The following is a 19918-nucleotide window of genomic DNA, read 5'->3' as shown; positions in this document are numbered from 1 at the left end:
GAATGTACCTGGCAAGGTAAAACCAAGGCATGAAGGACTGGGGTTGTTTGCTCACTGCGATGGTCACACCGTTTGCCGCGGATGGGGGCGTAAATATTTCGGAAGCCAAACGAATTGCCGCCTATTTGGTGGACGAACAACGCAACACCGGCATTGTTGTCAACGGCACCACCGGCGAATCCCCCACCACAACTGAGGCGGAAAAGTTTGCCCTGCTCGACGCGGTTTTGGAGGAAGTGGGCGACCGCGCGGCCGTGGTTTTTGGCGCGGGAACCTACAACACCGCCGAGAGCCAACACTACATTCGCGAAGGCACGCGCCGCGGCGCGCACGGCATTATGGTCGTGAATCCCTACTACAACAAGCCGGGGCAAGACGGACTTTACGCCCACTTTATGGCGTGTGCGGAGGCCACCGACCGGCCGATGATGGTCTACAACATTCAACCGCGCAGCTCGATTAACCTGGAAACGCCAACCTTGATGCGTCTGATTCAGGACATCCCTCACCTGCGCGCGGTGAAGGAGGCGAGCGGGAATCTGGGCCAGATTTCGGACGTGATTCGTGAGGCTCCCGAAGGATTTTTGGTGTATAGCGGCGACGATGGATTGACGCTGGCGATCATCGCTCTCGGTGGGTACGGCCTCGTGAGTGTGGCCGCGCACTTGGTCGGACGTGAGTACCGCGAGATGATCGACTGCTTCGCCACCGACCCGGCACGGGCGCGAGCCCTGCACCACCGAGTCACCCCGCTGGTGCAAGAGCTTTTCGCCCATCCGAATCCGGTGCCCGTGAAGGCCGGACTGGCCGCGCGAGGGTTCGCGTGCGAGGATGTCCGCCTTCCGCTGGTGAAGCTCAGTGCCGAGGCTAAGGCGCGACTGCTTCGGCTCGCGGAATCCAGCCCGGCACAGCCTCGATCTTAGCCGCAAGTCCCGCTGGAAGGACGCATTCGGCGGCGAAATCACCGGCGGGCAGCACGGCGATCGGCGTTTCTCCGCGCGCGACTTTGTGCGCGAAATCCGGATCAGTTAGCGCGCCGCGACCGACGGCCACCGCGCGACATCCCAGCGCCAGGCAGTGCTCCACGTCCTCGCGGGTCAGCACGCTTCCGACTCCGATCAGCGGCAACGTAACCATGCTGACAACCAGCGGCAAGATCGCCCCGCGCTCCGGCTGACGAGCGGATTCCTGCTCGTAACTTCGCAGCGAGATGTGCAGGAAGTCGAGCCCGCACTCCTCCAACCGCCCAAGCAATCCCGCGGTTCGGTCGAGGTCAAGCCCCGGCTCCTCAATCTCTTCCGGACTGAATCGGTACCCCACCGCCACCGGCGACGGCACCACCGCGCGAACGGCCCGGGCCACTCGCTCGCTCATCAGGTACGGGTCTTGGCCGTACTCATCGTCGCGGCGATTGGAATGCGGGCTCACAAACTGTTGCAACAAGTAGGTGTTGGCGCCGTGAATCTCGATGCCGTCGTACCCGGCCTCCACGCCCCGCCGCGCGGCGTCGGCATAAGCCTGAATCAGCTCGTCAATCTCAGCCAAGGTTAGGGCGCGGGGCGTTTCCGCGCCCTCCCGCGGGGCGGGGATCGCGCTGGCACTCACCGGTTCGCCGCACAACCGGCTCGGAGCCATGCGGCCACCGTGGTGAATCTGCAATATCGCCTTGGCACCGGTTGAATGAATTGCCTCGGCGGCGCGGCGCAAACTGGGAACGTGGCGATCGTCCCAGCACTGCCATTGCCCCTCAAAGGAATATCCCGAAGGATGCACGCAGCAAGCCGCTGTCATGATCGCGCCGTAGCCCGTTCGGCGAGCCAGATACGTCAGTTCGTCATCGGCGATATCGCCGTTCGGATGCGAGGAGTAGGTGGTCATGGGCGCGACGACAAGCGGATTGGCCAAGACAAGCGGCCCAAGTTGAACGGAATGCACCCTTGGTTATACGGGCAAAGCGGTAACCTTATTCCGTGAATCTCAACGCCATTCGGCATGCCCTGCACGCCCACCCCCAAGTCCGTTTTGAAGAGACCTTTGCCAGCGAACTGGTGCAGCGCACGCTTGCCGAGCTCGGCATCGAGTTCCGAGCGGGCCTAGCCCGCGGCACCGGCGTGCTGGGTTACCTCCCGGCCACCACCGATCCGTCCTCCGCGCCGACGATCGCGTTGCGCGCCGATATGGACGCATTGCCCATTCACGAAGAGACCGGAAAACCCTACGCGAGTACGATCGCCGGTCGCATGCACGCGTGTGGACACGATGGGCACACCACCATTTTGCTGGGCGTGGCGGAGCGGCTCAGCCAAACCGCGCATCGCCCCAACAACGTGTTGTTCGTGTTTCAACCCGCCGAGGAGGGTGGTGGCGGAGGCGATTTGATGGTGCGCGACGGCTGCCTGAATGGCACCGTGCTCGGCAAACGCGCCGACTTTATGTTTGGACTCCACGGCTGGACGACAGTCGGGCTGGGGCATGTCGCCACTCGGGTTGGCGCGCTCATGGCGAGCACCGACGAGTTTTTCGTGGAGATGCAAGGTCGCGGCGGACACGCGGCGGCGCCGGAAACCACCCGTGACCCGGTACTCGCCCTCGCCCAATTTGTGGTTGCCCTGCAACAGATCGCAGGACGCAATGTGGACCCGTTTGACAATGTGGTGGTCACCGTCGGCGAGATTCACGGCGGCACGGCGAACAACGTGATTCCGATGACAGCCACCGCGCACGGGACGATCCGCACGATGAACCCCGAAACACGCGAACTCGCCCGGGCGCGGGTGGCGCAGATTGCCGAAGGGATCGCCACCGCCCACGACATGGTGGCCAACGTGACCCTGAACGAGGGATACCCGGTCGTCATCAATGAGCCAACCGCCGTATCCAGGTTCCTTCAGGTTGCCCGGGCCACGCTCGGCGATGAATGGGTGAGCGACAACGCGAAGCCGACCATGGGCGGCGAGGACTTTGCCTACTATGGTGCGGAATGCCCGAGCTGCTTCTTCCAGTTGGGCCTGATTCCGGTGGGCGAGAGCAGCTATCCCAGCGTTCACACGCCGGTGTTCGACTTCAACGACGACGCCACGCCGATCGGGGTGCGCGTGATGACGGCGCTGGCGCTAAGCCAAGGAGCGTAGCGGGTGGCCAACTCCTCCGACACTTACAAGTCGTATCTCGGGCTCTCCACGCTCCTGAGTTGCCAGAACACGGTGAGCCCAGCGCACGACGAGATGATGTTCATTACCGTGCACCAGGCCTACGAGCTTTGGTTCAAGCTGTGCCTTTTCGAACTCGACCGGATTCAGGACATTTTCGGCGGCGACGTGGTGGGCGATTCCGAGCTTCGGCTCGTGTCGGCGAGCCTCAATCGCATTGTCACGACGCTTCGCCACGCCAGCGGCGCGCTCGACATTATGGAAACGATGACGCCGCTGGATTTCCTCGATTTTCGGCACGTGTTCCGCTCGGCTTCGGGCTTTCAGAGCATGCAGTTTCGCGAGCTAGAAGTGCGTCTGGGTCTTGCGCACGAAGCGAGGCTCGGCTACGCCGGCAAGTCGTTTGAGACCTATCTCGATGCCGAGGACCGGGAGCGCCTGGTGCAAGTTGGGTCGCGCCCGACTTTGGTCGCGCAACTGGACGAGTGGCTCGCCCGCACCCCGTTTGTCGAAATGCGGGGCTTCAGCTTCTGGGAGAGTTATCGCGCGGCGATCGCCGAGATGATTGCGCGCGACCGCGCTGTGATCGAATCCGACGCCCAGCTTTCCGACGAAGGGCGAGCGATGGAGCTTGGGAAACTGGAAAACACCGAGAAGCAGTTCGCGCAGTTGTTTGCTACCGAAGACGGGTTGCAGTGGCGGCTCTCCAACGAGGCGCTTCAGGCCGCTCTGTTCATCAATCTCTACCGAGATGAGCCGGCGCTACAGTTGCCGTTCCAAATATTAGGCAACCTTATGGATTTGGACGAGCTGCTGGCGATCTGGCGCTATCGCCACGCGCTCATGGCGCAGCGAATGCTCGGCACCAAAATGGGCTCCGGCGGATCTTCGGGCCACGACTATCTGGCCGCGACGGCCAGCAAACATCGCATCTTCGGCGATCTTTTTGCGATCTCGACCTTCCTCATTCCGCGGTCAAAGCTGCCCAAGCTCCCCGAGGAAGTCGCCAAAAAGATGGCCTTTCACTACGGAGTCACACCGTGAAGGAGCACTTCAGTCTTGCCCTCGAATCGACGCCCGGGCGCTTTCATTTTGCGGCGCATAGCCACCACCTTTGGCCCGATTGCACGCTTGGCGCCCAAGTCCAGGCGTGGCAAGACGCGGCAAGTCTGGCCGACGTGAAGTGGGAAAAGGTGTTCGGCGAGGTTATTCCAGCGGTGCAGCAGGGCATCGCGCGGCACCTCAATTTGCCCGATCCCAAGACCATCGTCTTTGCGCCGAACACGCACGAGTTTGTGCTGCGGCTCCTCAGTTGCCTTCCCGCCGACCGGCCCGCCCGGATTCTCACCACGGACAGCGAGTTTTACAGCTTCCGGCGACAGACTCAGCGCCTCGCTGAAGATGGGCTCGTCGAGCTGACCATCATCCCGGCGGAGCCTCACGGCACGTTCGCCGAGCGGTTTGTGGCGGCGGGCACAGACTTCGATCTCGTCTTCTTTAGCCAAGTATTTTTCAACTCCGGGTTCGCGGTTCGGAACCTAGCCCAGATTGTCCAAGCCTTTGCCGAGCCGACCATGGTCGTGATTGACGGCTATCACGGCTACTTCGCGGTGCCCACCGATCTCAGCCAGGTGGCGAGCCGCGCGTTTTACATGGCCGGCGGCTACAAGTACGCCATGAGCGGCGAGGGCGCCTGCTTCCTGCATTGCCCGCCGGGACAGGCTTTGCGACCGCGCAACACGGGGTGGTTTGCCGAAATGGATAGCCTGGCCGCCGCCAAAACCGGCCAAGTGGATTACGCCAGCGACGGATTTCGAATGGCCGGAGCGACCTTCGATCCGAGCGGACTCTATCGCATGCGCGCCGTGCTCGATTGGGTGCAGGCGAGCGGCGGATCGGTGAGCACGTACCACTCTCACGCCAAGCGATTGCAAGCGCGGTTCTTGGCGGGTCTGGCACATCCCGCGCTCGGCGAAGCGCAACTTGTGGTGCCCAGCATCGAGCTTAGCCGGGGCAACTTCCTGACTTTCCAAACCCCTCACGCGAGTGAGCTTTATTACTTCCTGCGCGGACACGGCGTGATCACCGACACCCGCGGCGATCGCCTCCGGTTCGGATTCGGAATCTATCAAGACGAGAGCGATGTGGACCATTTGCTAGCGCTCTTAAGATAAAAAAGTAGCGGCTCCGGAAAACCAGAGCCGCTACTTTTTTTACGAGCAGGAACCTTAGCTTTCGGCCGGGGTCCCGTCGTCGTTGATCTGCATGATCGTTTCCGCGCCTTCCGGAGCGGGCTCACCCAGACCGGGCATGTCGATTTCGCCCGCCAGATCGGAGAGCGAACCGAGGTCCATCATGTCGAGCGAGGCGGTGTCGCCAAACTCGTCGGCTTCGACCAGCGCGGTCAGCGATTGCTGAGCCCAAGTCGGCGCACTCTTGTCGACTTCGATCGCCACGTCGCGATAGTTACTCGCGCCGGTACCGGCAGGAATCAAGCGACCGATGATCACGTTTTCCTTAAGGCCGACCAGACCGTCGTACTTTCCGCGGACGGCGGCGTCGGTCAGGACGCGAGTCGTCTTTTGGAACGAGGCGGCGCTGAGGAACGAGTCCGTGGCCAGCGAGGCTTCCGTAATCCCGAGCAGAATCCAGGTCGCGTTCGCTTCCTTCGGATTGCGCTCCACGTTGTCGCCCGTCACCGGATCCATGTACTTGATCGTGCGACCCGTCGCGATGAGCTGCTTCACGCGATCGTTTTCGCGATCGAATCGGAAGCGGTCCACCACTTGACCCGGCAGGAACGGCGTATCGCCCGGCTCCTTCACTTGGCGCTTGCGCAGCATTTGGCGAACGATGACTTCAACGTGCTTGTCGTTGATGTCTACACCCTGCGACTTATACACCGATTGGAGGTTGGTCACAAAGTAGTCGTACACCGCGTCGCGGCCAGCCAGGTCCAGAACTTCATGCGGATCGCGCGGACCATCGGTGAGCGGGTCACCCTTAATCACGCGGCTTCCCTTTTGCACCGGCAACTTACCGAGCGGCGGAACCAGAATCGGATAAAGAATCTTCACCGTTTCTTGGCCGTACTTGCGCAGGATGGTCAGAGCCGAGGCCACCAACTTGGAGCCCACGAGACGCTCCATGTAGGTAAAGCCTTCCATTTCCGGCGTCCAGTTTTGGCTATCGCTGATGTAGGCATCGCGCAGCGGACCCTTGAGGGGCACGTCGGCTTCTACAATCACGAATCGGCCATAGCTGGATTCTTGAATTTCGGCGACAATCCCGGTGACCGGACAAATAATTGCCTTACCCCGCGGTTGCTTTCGGGCTTCGAAGATTTCTTCGACCCGGACGATACCACTGGATTCACCCGTCCACGAGGCGAAGAAGGTCTTTCGGCTGCGGTCCCACAGCTTTTGCGAGTCCTTGTCCATCTTCAAGGCGGCCTTTTCGGCGGCCTTGGTTTGGCGTTCGGTCTTCGGCTTCTTGGCTTCGGTTTCGGATTCTTGTCGCGACTTGCTAAACAGACCCTTGACGATCGACTCTTGGGCTTCGATCAGCTTGGTGGCGTCGAACTCCTTCATGTCAGTCTTGGTGGCCGTGCTGAAGTCCTCCATGAACTGCTTCACGAACTTACCGGTCTTGTACTGGTTCGTGCGAGCAATCGTCGCCGAACCGGCCACACCACCGGTGTGGAACGTTCGCATCGTCAGCTGCGTTCCGGGTTCACCAATCGACTGGGCGGCGATGATGCCGACGGCCACGCCGACTTCCACCACGCGCTTGCTGGAAAGGTCAACACCGTAGCACTTGGCGCAGATGCCTTGTTCCATTTCGCAGGTCAGCGGCGAGCGGACACGCACGCCGAGTTGGTCGTGTTCGTCCACCACAAAACCGGCGCGCTCGTACTTATCGGCGACCGCCTTGCGTTCGGCATCGGTCTCCACGGCTTCGTACTCGGCGGCAAAGGCTTGCTCCAGCTTGGTAACTCCGCCCGAGACTTCGAGCGTGATGAGGTCATCGTAGCTAAAGACCACTTCGCCGGTATCCGGGTCGGTGATCGTGCTCAGCGAGACGCGTCCCGTGACCCGTTCGCCGATATGCTGAAGGGTTTCGCCTTCGTGTGTCATGCGGTGAATCACGATGCCGTCGGTGGTGCCGCAATCCTTGGTGCGGATAATCACGTCCTGAGCAACGTCGCAAAGGCGTCGCGTCAGGTAACCAGCGTCAGCGGTTCGCAGAGCGGTGTCGGCGAGACCCTTACGGGCACCGTGAGTGGTCACGAAGTACTCAAGCATCGAGAGGCCGCGGTGGAACGAGTTCTTGACCGGCAGCTCATAGATAACTTCGTTGAACTGGTTCATCATGAGCCCGCGCATCCCGGAGAGCTGCGCAAGCTGCTTGACCGAACCCCGTGCACCGGAGACCGTGATGATCGACAGCGGATTGAACTGGTCCATACCGCGCGTCAACTCGACCCCGATTTGGTCGTAGGTGTCTTGCCACAGCTTAATGAGGCTGCGCTGCATTTCGTTAAAGTCGAGCATGCCGCGTTGGAACTGCGTGCTGATGCGGTTCGACTTCTGCTCGGCTTCGGCGAGAATCTCGTCGCGCTTGGCGGGCGGGTCCATGTCGGTGATGGCGACCGAAAGGCCGTATCGTGTAGCCCACTTAAAGCCAAGTGCCTTGAGCTCGTCCAGCAGGTGAATCGTGGCGTCCACGCCCACCAATCGGTGGCAGCGGATGACGACTTCGGCGAGTTGCTTCTTGCCGAGTTCGGTCTTGAGCATTTCGTTGCTGAACTTGAGCGGCCACGGAAGGATGTTGTTGTAGATCAACTGGCCCGGGGTGGCGGTCACGACGACTTCTTCCCACTCCATGTCGAGCGGCACCAGGCGGCGCTGCTCTTCATCGTCTTCGTCCAAGTAGGTTTCGTAAACGTATTCTTGACCCGACTTGTAGTCGCGGAAATCAATCTCGCTGTCCACGCGGAAGAGCGGTCGGCTAAGGCGAACCTTAATCGGATCGTTGAGGCCCATCTGACCTTGCGTTACCGGCGAATCAAGCACGAACAACACCTCGTCGATGCTGTTGTAGATCTTCGGCGCGGGATGCAGTTCCGGGTTTTCCTTGTGCAGTCGCTCGATTTCTTCCAGCTTCGCGAGGCCGCGTCGGCTGACGAACGTCAGCGCGTAGTTGCCCAAAACGATGTCTTGGATCGGCGCCATAACCGGCTTTCCGTCCGCGGGCGAGAAGAGGTTTTGCGTCGACATCATCAGGACGCGCGCTTCTGCTTGGGCCTGTTGGCTCAGCGGCACGTGCACGGCCATTTGGTCGCCGTCAAAGTCGGCGTTGTAGGCGTGGCAAACCAGCGGGTGGACCTGAATGGCCTTCCCTTCCACGAGGATCGGTTCGAATGCCTGGATCCCAAGTCGGTGCAGGGTCGGAGCGCGGTTCAGCAGAACCGGGTGCTCCTTGATGACCTCTTCGAGGCCGTCCCAAACCGCCGGATGCATGCGATCGATCATGCGCTTGGCCGTCTTGATGTTCTGGGTGATCTTGCGTTCCACCAGAGTCTTCATCACGAACGGCTTAAACAGTTCGAGCGCCATTTCCTTGGGCAGACCGCACTGGTTGAGCTTAAGGTGCGGGCCGACCACGATAACCGAACGACCAGAATAGTCAACGCGCTTACCGAGCAGGTTCTTGCGGAAGCGACCTTCCTTACCCTTGAGCATGTCGCTGAGCGACTTGAGCGGGCGGCTGTTGCTCCCGACCACCGGGCGAGTGCGGCGACCGTTATCGATGAGGGCATCGACGGCTTCTTGCAGCAGGCGCTTTTCGTGGTTGATAATGCTTTCCGGCGCCTGAATTTCCATGATCTTCTTCAGGCGGTTGTTGCGGTTGATGATGCGGCGATAGAGATCGTTCAGATCCGACGTGGCAAAGCGGCCACCGTCGAGTTGGACCATCGGTCGCAGCTCCGGCGAGATGACCGGCACGACGCCGAGGATCATCCACTCCGGTCGGCTCTTCGAGCTGATCAGCGCTTCGATGAGTTCCAGACGCTTGATGGCGCGGGCGCGGCGTTGGGTCGTCGTGGTGACGATTTCTTGGCGCAGTTCGCGAGCCAGGCGTTCGCAGTCAACCTTCTTGAGAAGTTCGGCGATGGCGTCGGCGCCGATGCGGGCGCGAACCAGGCCGCTGATGTCCTTGCGCATGCGGCGACCGACGGCGTCAAGCATTTTGCTCACCGCGCGCCACTTGTCTTCGTCAATCAGCTGGTTCAGTTCGAGCTTGCCGAGCAGGTCCACGGCGACGTCGAGGTCCTTCAGACGGTCGTCCGCGTCGCGGTATTCGGCGCGGATGCGGTCGAAGTTCGTCTTCATGCGATCGCGGACAAACGCGTCGTCGGCGTACTCGTCCGGGTTGTTGCGCATTTCGTTGCAGAGGCGCGAGACCGATTCGGTTTCCAGTTCGCGAATCTCGTCCTGAATCGCCTTCTTCTCGTCTTCCACTTGCTGGCGGATCGCAGGCATGAGGCCGTCGATTTGCTCCTTATCCAGTTCGATGACGATAAACGAAGCGAAGTAGGCGACCTTTTCGAGTTGTCGCGGCGAGATATCGAGGATGAGGCTCAGCGGCGAGGGAACGCCCTTGAGGTACCAAATGTGGCAAACCGGGGCCGCCAGCTCGACGATGCCCATGCGCTCGCGGCGCACTTTGCTGCGGGTGACTTCGACGCCGCAACGGTCGCAGATGGTGCCCTTGTACTTAACCTTTTTGTACTTACCGCAGGCGCATTCCCAGTCCTTGGTCGGACCAAAAATTCGTTCGCAGAACAGGCCATCGCGTTCGGGCTTGAAGGTGCGGTAGTTAATTGTCTCGGGCTTCTTGACCTCGTAGTAGATCATTTGCCCGTCGCCGTCTTTGCGGTATGCCCAACTGCGGATTTCTTCGGGACTTGCGATTCCAATGCGGAGCTTATCAAAAAGTGTGACGTCTGCCATAAATTCCCTAGCACTGACATCGCCGACTGATGACCACGCGCGTGAGGTCACCGGCTGTTGCGGGCGAAAAGTGCGAACTTTCATATTACCCTGCTGACAACATTTAACGCTAGGGGAACTTGCTTTTGGGGAGAGTTGCTCTATACTGAAAGGTATGCACGTTCTTCGAAGTGGTTGGACGGTCGCGGCGGCGCTCGCCGCAGTGGTCGGTTGGGCTCAACCGGACTACGCCTCCGCCCTTTGGAACCCCGCCTACAGCGGCAACTACTCGACCTCGAACCGCCCCAGCACCTACCCGATCACGCACGTGGTCATCCATATCATGGAGGGCACGTACTCGGGCAGCATCAGTTGGTTCCAGAACCCTTCGTCGAACGTGAGCGCGCACTACATGGTGCGCTCCAGCGACGGCCAGATCACGCAGATGGTCCGCGAAAAGGACATCGCCTGGCACGCCGGGGTCACGTTCTACAACCAGCAAGCCGTCGGGATTGAACACGAAGCGACCAGCACAAGCACCAGTTGGTACACCGACAATCTCTACTGGGCGAGCGCCCGCTTGACCCGCTACCTCACCGCGAAATACAACATTCCGCTCACCCGAACTTACATCATCGGGCACCGCGAAACCGGTCGCGCCACCACCTGCCCTGGGCCGTATTGGGATTTCGACAACAAGTACATGCCGCTGCTCAAAATCAATGCGACGGCGGGCACCCACACCTTCCCCGTGAGCCTGAGCCCCAATGTCAGCGGCAGCGTCGTGGTGCGCATGAACAACACCGGCGTGGACGATTGGCTGAGCCTCGGCAATGACCCGGTCTTCCTCGACACGTATCCGGCGGGCCGCGTCTCCACTTTTGCCAACAGCTGGATCAACACCACGCGACCGTCGTCGGTTTTCCAAGCCACCCCGGGTGGCACCACCGGCGAGTTTCGCTTTAACATCACCGCGCCGGGCACGCAGGGCTACTACGAAGAGGAATTCCAACTTAACCGCACGAGCGTGGGCCGATTCGGCCCGGTCATCAAGCTCGGCATCACCGTCGGCCAGACCGACAAGGCGGTGGATAACACGAGCACGGATTTCACCACGACCGGCACCTGGAGTACGGGTACAACTGCCGTCGGCAAATACGGCTCGGACTACCGATTTAGCACTTACACTCGCAAAACCGGCGCCAAGGCGACCTGGAAACTGGGCGTGGTGCAGGACGGGTTCTACGACGTCTACGCCTGGTGGCCAGCCGGCACCAATCGCGGCGCTTCCGTGGTGTATGACGTGGACGACCTCATCGAAGGCGCGCTCGCCAAACCCTTCAATCAGCAGGTCAATGGCGGCCAATGGAACCTCATCGGGCGGGTTCGCCTGATGCCGGGGCGTGACTACGTGCGCATGACGCCAGTAACCCGCAGCGGCGCGGACGCGCAGGTCGCGATCGCCGACGCGGTGCGCGTGGTCGGGCCGTTCTAGTGGTTTCGGTTTTGATCGCGCTGAGTCTTGCGGAGCCAGCTTTGATCGCCCGGGTTGACGACAAAGACCTCACCGAAAGCTCCGGCGTGGCCGCGAGCGTGTTCGCTCCGCAAGAATTTTGGACTCACAACGATAGCGGCGATAAGGCGCGGCTCTTTCGGTTCAACCTGAAGGGTGAGATCACCGCGCGCGTCATGGTGGACGCAAAGGCGCACGACTGGGAGGACATGGAGATTGTGCGGCGTGGCGGCTCCTCCACCGTGTACGTGGCGGATATCGGTGACAATTCTCGCCGCCGCAAGTCTGTAACAATCATTGCCTTTCCGGAGCCGCGCGGCTCGGGTGACGTCGCCAAACCGACGCTCTACGAACTCACCTATCCGGACGGACCACGCGATGCGGAGAGCTTCGCCGTTGATCCAAAAACCGGCGCGTTTTATATTGTCGAAAAGGTGAATGGCCCGAGCGGAGTGTATGCCCTCGACAAGCCGAAGCCGGGCGAAAACAAACTTCGGCGGGTCGGTGCCATCACCACCAGTTCCATCGTGCCGATGTCGAAGCTGACCACGGGCGCATCGTTTTCCCCCGACGGCAAGCATGTCGTGGTGCGGGGCTACCTCGGGGCTTATCTTTTTGCCGTCCCCGACAAGGACCGCGCTTGGTGGAAGTCCACGGGCTCTCGGCTCGATCTGCGGCCCGAACGCCAAGGCGAAGCGATTTGCTTTTCGCGCGACTCGCGCTGGCTTTACACCACCAGCGAGGGGCGCCCTTGCGAGGTGAGCCGCGTCCAAGTACCCTAGCTTCCGGGTATCCTCTCGGTTCCATGCGGGCAGGAAAAACCACGGGAAATCCTCCGGCGAGCAACGCCTTCTTGCAGTGCAGCAACTGCAAAAAAACCCTCTTTCGACGCGAGTTTGAGCAAAACCTGATGGTTTGCCCCGCTTGCGACCACCACCATCGGATGTCGGCCGAGCAGCGCATCGAAGCGACCTTTGACGAAGGCACCTTTGAGGAGCTTGACGCGAATCTGACCAGCATCGACACGCTGACGTTTCCCGATTACGCCGAAAAGCTGGAGCAAGCGATCGCCAAGACTGGCCGCAACGACGGCATGATCGCCGGTAAGGCCGATATTGTTGGTCAGCCCTGCTATGTCGCCCTGTCGGAATTCGCGTTTATGGGCGGTTCGATGGGCTCGGTTGCGGGCGAGAAGGTCACCCGCACATTGGAGCGCGCCGCCAAAGATCGCATCCCCGCGGTCATCTTTTGCACCAGCGGCGGCGCCCGCATGCAGGAAGGCCTGCTGAGCCTGATGCAAATGGCGCGCACAACCGCCGCCGCCGAACTCTGTCGCCAAGCCGGCGCGCCGTTCATCACCGTGTTTACCGATCCAACCATGGCGGGCGTCCTCGCGAGTTACGCAAGCATCGCCGACGTGATTCTCTGCGAGCCCAAAGCACTGGTCGGGTTTGCCGGAGCCCGCGTAAGCAAACAGGCCCAAGTCGTGAAAGCGCCCGACAACTTCCAATCCGCCGAATTCTGCCTCCAAAAGGGCATGGTGGACCGCGTTGTCCACCGCCGCGAACTGCGCGACACACTTGGCTCGCTGGCCGCGATGCTGGCGGGAGGCGTGCGCTGATGGCCGAGAAAATGCGACCGACCACGTGGAAGCAGTGGGAGAAAAATGTCCTCGACCTCGAGGATGCGGTCCGCCAACTGAAGGAACTTCTTCCTTCGACCAACGCCGATCGCCGCGCGGAGTTGGAAAACAAGATTTCCACCTACGAAAAGACCCTGCAGGGCGCGATAAAGCGCCTGTATGAGAGCCCCGATCCGTGGGAGAAGGTGCTCATCGCTCGCTGCGAGCGACGGCCTTACACGCTCGACCTCATTAACGCGGTCTGCACCAACTTTATTGAGCTCCAAGGCGATCGCCGCTTTGGCGTGGACAACGCGATTATTGGCGGACCGGCCCGTATTGATGGCCGCGCGGTGATGGTGATTGGCCACCAAAAGGGTCGCAACATTCAGGAGCGCCAAATGCGCAACTTCGCGATGAGCAAGCCAGAGGGTTACCGCAAGGCAATTCGCTTGATGGACATGGCCGACCGCTTCGGTTTGCCGATCGTCACCTTTGTGGACACTCCCGCCGCCGACCCCGGCGTCGAGAGCGAGTCGCGCGGGATTAGCGAGGCGATCGCCGCGGCGATTCAGAAGATGTTCGAGGTCGAGGTGCCGATCGTGAGCGCCGTGATTGGCGAAGGCGGAAGCGGCGGGGCCATCGGCATTGCCGTCGCCAACCGCATCATGATGCTGGAGCACGCGGTGTACAGCGTCATTCCGCCCGAGGGTTGCGCCGCCATTTTGTGGCGACGGCCCGAGATGGGTCCTGAGGCCGCCGCGGCCCTTAACCTGACCGCGCAGAACGCGCTGGAACTGAAACTCGTGGACGAGATTGTCCCCGAGGGCTTGGGTGGGTTCCACCGCAACCAAGCCTCAGTCATGGACGACGTCAAGACGCGCATTCTTGGCCACCTCGATGAACTTTCTGGCCTTTCGCGCGATCAACTGAAGAAGGATCGCTACGAGAAGTTTCGAAAGATGGGGCGATTCTCAGGCCAATGAAGAAGAGCATTATAGTCCTCGCCGCGCTGTGCGGCACACTTGTGCACGCGCAGTTGGTCGCCCAACTTCCCCGGGTCAAGGGCGCGGCGCGGGTCAAGCTGAAAATGGAGAACCCGTGGCGACCGGCGGCCAACGCCGACCGCGCCAAGAAGGGTGATTACTTCTCGCCGAAAGGGACGATGACCGTGGTGGGGTTCATCAAAAATGCGCCCAAAAAGTACATCATCGTGCCCAACGAGATTTACACCCGCATCAAGAAGAAGCAGATTCCTTTCCGCAAGGGCAACACCCCCACGTGGCGGTACTACGCTTATTGGATCAAGACCGACGCGATTACGACCGTCACGCTCATCGGTCGATCGGGCGCGCGGGCGGTGAACGTCAACGCGATTTTCACCAAGCCCATCACGCAAAAGGATGTTGATGCGGTGATCCGCATGGGCGCCTCGGCCCGGGTGTAAGCATCCCATGAACCACGTCGTCGTTCTTTGCGCGGGCGATATGGTGGTCGGCCCGCAGGTCGTGGGCGCATTGGCCACCTACTTTGGTGAGCGTCCGCTTACCGTCTCATTTTGGGACGAGGAACCCGAGCGCGAGGCGCTGATTCGCAGCCTCGCCATCGCCGCGTTCGAAGGCAACGGCTCGACTCACCAGCAGTTTTTTGGCGAGATTGACGTGGCGCTGGCCGAGGCGATATTGGTGCTTCGCTGCGCCGGCGAGGATTTTCGCCCCGCGCCGAGTAGCGCAGTGCCGCAATTCGACCTGACGCCGCTGTGCCTGGACGATTCGTGGCCGCGCGAGCTCACTGTGGATTTGTCACTGGTGCCGCACCAGCTGCTTCGCTGGATTCGGCAAGACGACCCGATCCAGCAGTTGCTGATTGACCACGATGCATCGCCGCTGCACGACCTGCTCGATAGTTTGGTTTCCTAGCGCACCACGCTGGTCCAGTCCGGATCGTGGCCGTTCTCAAACAGCACTTGCTGTACTTGGCCAAGGTGAATGCCAAGGTGCCGCAAGTTCACCAGCACGTGATCGAGTTTCGGAATCTTGTACCAGGGGAAGCCACTCTCGGGCGAGGTCAGGTCCAGCGCATCGAGCCAACTCACAACTTGACCGTCAATCTGATCCAAGTAGCCGATGATGTCTTCGCGGGAATAGGTGGTCTCCACCGGCGGCATGCCTTCCTCGTCGTCGTCCCACAGCACCACGGCTTGGTTTTGGTGCTTTTCCCATGGCGTGTTCGCCTCGTGGTGCGGCATCAAGTAGTACTGGGTGTAAAACAGCGCGTGGTAGACGATGCGCCACAGGGCGCGCGGATGTTGGCCGCTCGCCCACAGCTCGTCCGGGCAGAGCTCGATGCACTGACGCATCATCTTGAGTTGGGCGCGAAACTGGCCGGCAAGCGCGGACTTCAGCGGATCGGGGTTCATGCGACTAGTATGGATTTATTTTGCGGAACCGGGGCTTGCCACGCCGCGCGTACTATGGGCGATGATCACAATCGCCGCTCTCTCGCTGGGTCTTGGCCTGCTGCAAACGGACGAACTCCCGCGCAAGCCGATGCTGGGCATCCAGTTTCAGCCGAACTCGTTGGCCGTGGCTGGCACCGCCCCCGGCGGATCCGCGGAAGGTGCGCTGAAGACGGGGGACGTGATTGTCGAGTTCGACAAGAAGGCCGTGAAGGCACCCGGCGAAGTCACGACGGCACTGACCAAGATGCGTACCGGCCAGAAGGTGGACGTCACCGTGCAGCGCGACGGCAAGCCGTTAAAGATCGCGATGACGCTCAAGGAGCGGCCGCGCGAGGTCTCGGCCGACTACGATGTGATTTATGGCCACGTGATGAGCAACGGCAAGCGGATCCGCACGATCATCACGCGGCCCAAAGCCGAGGGCAAGTATCCGGTGTTCTTTATGATGCAGGGCTTGGGGCAGTTCAGCATGGACTTTCCACTGAGTGGCACCACCGGGCCGTATCGCGAGTTTCTGGCCCACTTCGCCAAGCAGAAGTTTGTGACCATCCGCGTGGAGAAGCCGGGCATGGGCGACGCCGAGGGTGGGCCGTACCCTGACACCGACTTTTACACCGAGGGCGATGTGTACCTTCAGGCGCTGCGCGATGTGAAGAAGAAGCCGTACGTCAACCCCGACCGCGTGTTCCTGTTTGGGCATAGCATGGGCGGCACCTTTGGGCCGTGGGTGGTGAGCCAGGAGCCCGTTTATGGTTTCATCCCGAGCAGCACGCTTTACAAAACCTGGACCGAGTACTGGCTGGAAAATGTGCGCCGCCAAAATGTGTTGGCCGGAGCGAGCCCGACCGACGTGGATCAGCAGGCGCGCGCCGACGCCGTGATTCAGCCTCTGGTGCTCCTGCACGGGTGGTCGCCGGCGCAGGTTGCCGAGAAATTCCCCGAGTACAAGGCAAGCATAGACGGCTACTTCGCCGCCGATCCCACCAAGATGATGGGCCGAACACTCGAGTTCTGGCGACAGTTAGCGAAGCTCAACTTGCCCGAACTTTGGACCAAGGTAAAGTGCAATACGCTGGTGCTTTGGGGCGAGTACGACTTTGTGAGCACGGAAGCGGATCACTTGATGATTCGCGATCAGTTGAACGCACAGAATCCAGGCTCAGCCACCTACGCCCGCATTCCGAACAGCTTCCACGGCTTCACGCAAGCCAGTAGCTACGAGAACGCGTTTCGCGTGCAAGGGCAGGCGTTCAACAATCGCGTTATCGAAGTGATGGACGAGTGGATCAAGAAGCAGCTCGGCGACTAAACGTTAAACCGGAACAGCATCACGTCGCCCTCGTTGACGACGTATTCCTTGCCTTCGCTCCGGACTAAGCCCTTCTCCTTCGCGGCGCCCATCGAGCCATACTCGGCGAGATCCTTGTAGGCGACGGTTTCCGCACGAATAAATCCGCGCTCGAAGTCGCTGTGAATCACGCCGGCGGCTTGGGGGGCGGTCATGCCCTTGGTAATCGTCCAGGCGCGGGTTTCCTTGGGTCCGGTTGTGAAGTAGGTTTGCAAGCCCAGCAGATCGTACGTCGTTCGGATGAGGCTTTGCAGGCCGCCTTCCTTGACGCCGAGACTTTCCAAGAACTCTTGGCGATCTTCTTCCGGCAACTCGGTGAGTTCGGCTTCGACCTGGGCGCTGATCACAATGACCTTCGCGCCTTCGGCGGCGGCGATCGCCTTCACTTGCTCGACGTACTTGTTTCCGGTCGCGAGATCGGCTTCGCTGACGTTGGCGGCGTAGATGATCGGCTTGAGCGAAAGCAGCCCGAGGTGCTTGATCACCGCGCGCTCATCCTCGGAAAGGTCGGCACCGCGCGCGGGATTCCCCGCTTCCAGTAACGGAAGCACCTTTTCCAGCGCGTCCACTTCAATCTGCGCTTCTTTCTTTTGGCGGGCGTCCTTGCGGGCGCGCTCAATACGGCGCTCCACCTGCGCCATGTCAGCAAGAATGAGTTCGTAGTTGATGATCTCAATGTCCCGAGCCGGGTCCACCGAGTTCATTACGTGCAGAATATCGTCGTTATCAAAGCAGCGGACCACGTGGACAATGGCGTCCACTTCGCGGATGTTGGCCAGAAACTGGTTGCCCAGCCCTTCGCCGTTGCTCGCGCCCTTGACCAAGCCGGCGATATCCACGAATTCCACGCGGGCGGGCAGAATCTGCTCCGAACCGGAAATCTTGGCGAGAACGTCCAGACGGTCGTCGGGCACGTTGACCATCCCCACGTTGGGTTCAATGGTGCAAAAAGGAAAGTTCGCGGCCTGAGCCTGGGCGTTGGCGACCACCGCATTGAAGAGGGTGGACTTTCCGACGTTAGGGAGACCGACATTACCGGCGCGGAGCATCGGTCTGGGAGTGTACCCGCCCGCCTACGCGGTATCCAGGTGGTGGCACACGTTACTGACCAGCCGCGAGGGTCGCGCCTCATCCGCCCACTCGGCAAATCGGTCGGTGTTGCCGCACGCGCCTCGCGCCACTTCCAGGAACACCTTCTCGGCGGGCGAATGCTCATGCTGATCGTGCTCGCGGAAGCGCGTGTAGGCGTCCAGCACCGCGTTACCCTCGGCGTGCATATCAAGCAGCCCGAGCGTCGCCCCCATGTAGTCGGCGCTCACTTGGTGCATGCGGAAAATCCGGTTGCGGAAGGTTCCGGCGAAACCCTCGGAGGCCATTTGGCGCGCCTTGGCCCGTTCGCCATCCATCGCATAGAGCATGGCGCGCACGGCTTTTACGGAGTTGACGACCATAATTGCGCGCTCAATCTGCGCCCGCCGGAGCGAAAGATCGGCGTATTCCTTCGCGCGTTTCCAGTCGCCGCGAATGGTGGCCACGTACATCGTGTTGCCATAGAACACGGTGAGAGATCGCTGATCGGTTTCGGTTCCGGATTCATTGAGAAGGCGCTCGCCTTCTGCGTAGTGGTAGTCGCATTCGTCCATGCGAAGCTGGTGCCAGGCGATGGAGCCCAATTGCAGGTGACTAATCGCCTGCTCCGACTTACTCCCGTAAGCAAGGTTGGCTTCGTAATGTTGCCGCAAGTACTTATCGGCGAGTTCCCAGTTGCGTAGTTCGAAGTTCCCAAATCCCAGTTGGTTCAAGGCTTGGCGATAGGGCGAGGACTCAATGCTGGAGTGCTCCATGATGTCCTCGCAGTAGTCGAACGTCGTCGCGTAGTCGCACACCATGGTCGCCAGTTTTGCGGCCAGGCTCTGCGCTTCAATGCGCAGGCTGTCGCCCGGCGCGGTCCGTTCAATGACACGGCGTAGCAGGCCCAGGGCATCGTTGGGCGAATGCATGGCCTCAAACCGAAACGCTTGGCTGGTGCAGAGTTCGAGCACGACGCGCGGGTCGGAATCCAATTGCTTTTCGAAGACGTCAATGACGAGGTCGCGCTCGGCCTGCGAGATTTTGGCCGGTAGCGCGTTCTCCGGTACGATCTGCTTGTCACGAATGCGCTTCGCGAGGCTCATGAGTTCGGCGCTGAAGTCGAGGTGGCTCTGCTCCAGCCACGCCTTGCGCACGACACGGAATCGGTCCAATGCTTCAGCGTCGCGACCCTCGGCGACCATGAGACGGAAGTACAGAGTCCAACCTTCCTCGTCAGCAGGCTCCAGCGTCAAAAGGTGGTCCACCATGCTCAGCGCCACCGCGTGATCTTGGAGGCTCAGGGCCAACTGCGCGATTCTGAGCTTGACTTCCTTTTCGCGGCTCGCCCAGTGGAGACGAATGCCGTCGGTCCACGGGTCGCGCCAGCCGGGCAGAAAGCCGGGTTCGATCAATGTGTTGAGTTCCGTGAGCAGCCTGAGCTCAACCGTTGGCTCTTGGGTAACCCGCGCCTGTTGGTAGAGGCGCTGCGCCAGGCTTAAGTCGGAGTGGAAGAGTTCGCTGTGAAGACCGATCTCATAGCGATCGCCATCCACTAGATCATAAGGTTCGCCAGCGCTCCGCACGGCCACAAGAGCGGTGCGCAGGCGATTGAGCGCGCGTTCTTCCTCGACCTCAGGCCAAACCGCCTCGGCGACGTACAACCGCGGCTGGCGACGATGCCCTTGGTTGACCAAATAGGCGAGGAGACTTCGCGTCGGCTGCGTCGGAAACGATGCAGGATTCCCGTCCACTAGGAACGA

Annotated in this window: 16 protein-coding genes; 11 read left to right on the top strand and 5 right to left on the bottom strand. The window is 60.8% G+C overall.

Annotated features, from left to right (window positions below):
- Positions 1 to 29: 29 nt before the first annotated feature.
- Positions 30 to 923, top strand: coding sequence for a 4-hydroxy-tetrahydrodipicolinate synthase (gene dapA, locus JNJ45_04065; GenBank protein ID MBL8047838.1), 894 nt, complete (start codon positions 30 to 32; stop codon positions 921 to 923).
- On the opposite strand, the gene JNJ45_04060 is transcribed toward dapA, so the two are convergent.
- The gene (locus tag JNJ45_04060; GenBank protein ID MBL8047837.1) at positions 868 to 1935 is read right to left on the bottom strand and encodes a tRNA-dihydrouridine synthase; all 1068 of its coding nucleotides are present in this window, start codon (positions 1933 to 1935) and stop codon (positions 868 to 870) included. The genes dapA and JNJ45_04060 overlap by 56 nt on opposite strands.
- Positions 1936 to 1970: 35 nt before the next feature.
- On the opposite strand from JNJ45_04060, the gene JNJ45_04055 reads away from it, so the two are divergent.
- From JNJ45_04055 to JNJ45_04045, 3 genes are read left to right on the top strand one after another with little or no spacing between them, the layout of a single operon-like run.
- Positions 1971 to 3131: an amidohydrolase gene (locus JNJ45_04055; GenBank protein ID MBL8047836.1), complete on the top strand. Its 1161-nt coding sequence runs from the start codon at positions 1971 to 1973 to the stop codon at positions 3129 to 3131.
- A gap of 3 nt (positions 3132 to 3134) precedes the next feature.
- Complete coding sequence (locus JNJ45_04050; protein ID MBL8047835.1) at positions 3135 to 4193, top strand: hypothetical protein; 1059 nt, start codon at positions 3135 to 3137, stop codon at positions 4191 to 4193.
- Positions 4190 to 5323, top strand: a complete 1134-nt coding sequence (locus JNJ45_04045; protein ID MBL8047834.1) for an aminotransferase class V-fold PLP-dependent enzyme — start codon at positions 4190 to 4192, stop codon at positions 5321 to 5323. The genes JNJ45_04050 and JNJ45_04045 overlap by 4 nt, the downstream gene beginning before the upstream one ends.
- Before the next feature lie 54 nt (positions 5324 to 5377).
- Here JNJ45_04045 and rpoC read toward each other — a convergent pair whose 3' ends face one another.
- The gene (gene rpoC, locus JNJ45_04040; protein MBL8047833.1) at positions 5378 to 10165 is read right to left on the bottom strand and encodes a DNA-directed RNA polymerase subunit beta'; all 4788 of its coding nucleotides are present in this window, start codon (positions 10163 to 10165) and stop codon (positions 5378 to 5380) included.
- A 154-nt stretch (positions 10166 to 10319) separates the two neighbouring features.
- Here rpoC and JNJ45_04035 point away from each other — a divergent pair, with 154 nt between their 5' ends.
- From JNJ45_04035 to JNJ45_04010, 6 genes are read left to right on the top strand one after another with little or no spacing between them, the layout of a single operon-like run.
- Entirely contained in the window at positions 10320 to 11639 is a 1320-nt protein-coding gene (locus JNJ45_04035; protein MBL8047832.1) for an N-acetylmuramoyl-L-alanine amidase, read from the top strand.
- The gene (locus JNJ45_04030; GenBank protein ID MBL8047831.1) at positions 11639 to 12439 is read left to right on the top strand and encodes a hypothetical protein; all 801 of its coding nucleotides are present in this window, start codon (positions 11639 to 11641) and stop codon (positions 12437 to 12439) included. The genes JNJ45_04035 and JNJ45_04030 overlap by 1 nt, the downstream gene beginning before the upstream one ends.
- 23 nt (positions 12440 to 12462) lie before the next feature.
- Positions 12463 to 13278: an acetyl-CoA carboxylase, carboxyltransferase subunit beta gene (gene accD, locus JNJ45_04025; protein MBL8047830.1), complete on the top strand. Its 816-nt coding sequence runs from the start codon at positions 12463 to 12465 to the stop codon at positions 13276 to 13278.
- Complete coding sequence (locus tag JNJ45_04020; protein MBL8047829.1) at positions 13278 to 14264, top strand: acetyl-CoA carboxylase carboxyltransferase subunit alpha; 987 nt, start codon at positions 13278 to 13280, stop codon at positions 14262 to 14264. The genes accD and JNJ45_04020 overlap by 1 nt, the downstream gene beginning before the upstream one ends.
- Positions 14261 to 14725 carry a hypothetical protein gene (locus JNJ45_04015; GenBank protein ID MBL8047828.1) on the top strand — a complete coding sequence of 155 codons (465 nt, stop codon included), beginning with the start codon at positions 14261 to 14263 and terminating at the stop codon, positions 14723 to 14725. Before JNJ45_04020 ends, JNJ45_04015 begins: the two co-directional genes overlap by 4 nt.
- 7 nt (positions 14726 to 14732) lie before the next feature.
- Positions 14733 to 15197 (top strand): hypothetical protein, encoded by a 465-nt coding sequence (locus JNJ45_04010; protein ID MBL8047827.1) that lies wholly within the window; start codon positions 14733 to 14735, stop codon positions 15195 to 15197.
- Here JNJ45_04010 and JNJ45_04005 read toward each other — a convergent pair.
- The gene (locus tag JNJ45_04005; protein MBL8047826.1) at positions 15194 to 15697 is read right to left on the bottom strand and encodes a DinB family protein; all 504 of its coding nucleotides are present in this window, start codon (positions 15695 to 15697) and stop codon (positions 15194 to 15196) included. The two genes, JNJ45_04010 and JNJ45_04005, sit on opposite strands and share 4 nt — an antisense overlap.
- 61 nt (positions 15698 to 15758) lie before the next feature.
- Between JNJ45_04005 and JNJ45_04000 the strand changes: the two genes are divergently transcribed.
- Positions 15759 to 17048, top strand: coding sequence for an alpha/beta fold hydrolase (locus JNJ45_04000; protein ID MBL8047825.1), 1290 nt, complete (start codon positions 15759 to 15761; stop codon positions 17046 to 17048).
- Here the strand turns inward: JNJ45_04000 and ychF are convergent.
- Both ychF and JNJ45_03990 read right to left on the bottom strand, forming a co-directional pair.
- Positions 17045 to 18136 carry a redox-regulated ATPase YchF gene (gene ychF, locus JNJ45_03995; GenBank protein ID MBL8047824.1) on the bottom strand — a complete coding sequence of 364 codons (1092 nt, stop codon included), beginning with the start codon at positions 18134 to 18136 and terminating at the stop codon, positions 17045 to 17047. The two genes, JNJ45_04000 and ychF, sit on opposite strands and share 4 nt — an antisense overlap.
- Positions 18137 to 18160: 24 nt before the next feature.
- Entirely contained in the window at positions 18161 to 19909 is a 1749-nt protein-coding gene (locus JNJ45_03990) for a hypothetical protein (GenBank protein MBL8047823.1), read from the bottom strand.
- Between the last annotated feature and the right edge of the window lie 9 nt (positions 19910 to 19918).

The organism is Chthonomonas sp. (assembly GCA_016788425.1).
Classification (GTDB): Bacteria; Armatimonadota; Fimbriimonadia; order Fimbriimonadales; family Fimbriimonadaceae; genus JAEURQ01.
The sequence above is the reverse complement of the archived record's forward strand: the minus strand, read 5'-3'. Positions and strand labels throughout refer to the sequence as shown.

Bases quoted from the DNA above. Each gene is read 5' to 3' on its own strand.
- ychF (MBL8047824.1), bottom strand. From the start codon at position 18,136: ATGCTCCGCGCCGGTAATGTCGGTCTCCCTAACGTCGGAAAGTCCACC.
- accD (MBL8047830.1), top strand. From the start codon at position 12,463: ATGCGGGCAGGAAAAACCACGGGAAATCCTCCGGCGAGCAACGCCTTC.
- JNJ45_04005 (MBL8047826.1), bottom strand. From the start codon at position 15,697: ATGAACCCCGATCCGCTGAAGTCCGCGCTTGCCGGCCAGTTTCGCGCC.
- JNJ45_04015 (MBL8047828.1), top strand. From the start codon at position 14,261: ATGAAGAAGAGCATTATAGTCCTCGCCGCGCTGTGCGGCACACTTGTG.
- JNJ45_04035 (MBL8047832.1), top strand. From the start codon at position 10,320: ATGCACGTTCTTCGAAGTGGTTGGACGGTCGCGGCGGCGCTCGCCGCA.
- JNJ45_04000 (MBL8047825.1), top strand. From the start codon at position 15,759: ATGATCACAATCGCCGCTCTCTCGCTGGGTCTTGGCCTGCTGCAAACG.
- dapA (MBL8047838.1), top strand. From the start codon at position 30: ATGAAGGACTGGGGTTGTTTGCTCACTGCGATGGTCACACCGTTTGCC.
- JNJ45_04010 (MBL8047827.1), top strand. From the start codon at position 14,733: ATGAACCACGTCGTCGTTCTTTGCGCGGGCGATATGGTGGTCGGCCCG.
- JNJ45_04020 (MBL8047829.1), top strand. From the start codon at position 13,278: ATGGCCGAGAAAATGCGACCGACCACGTGGAAGCAGTGGGAGAAAAAT.
- rpoC (MBL8047833.1), bottom strand. From the start codon at position 10,165: ATGGCAGACGTCACACTTTTTGATAAGCTCCGCATTGGAATCGCAAGT.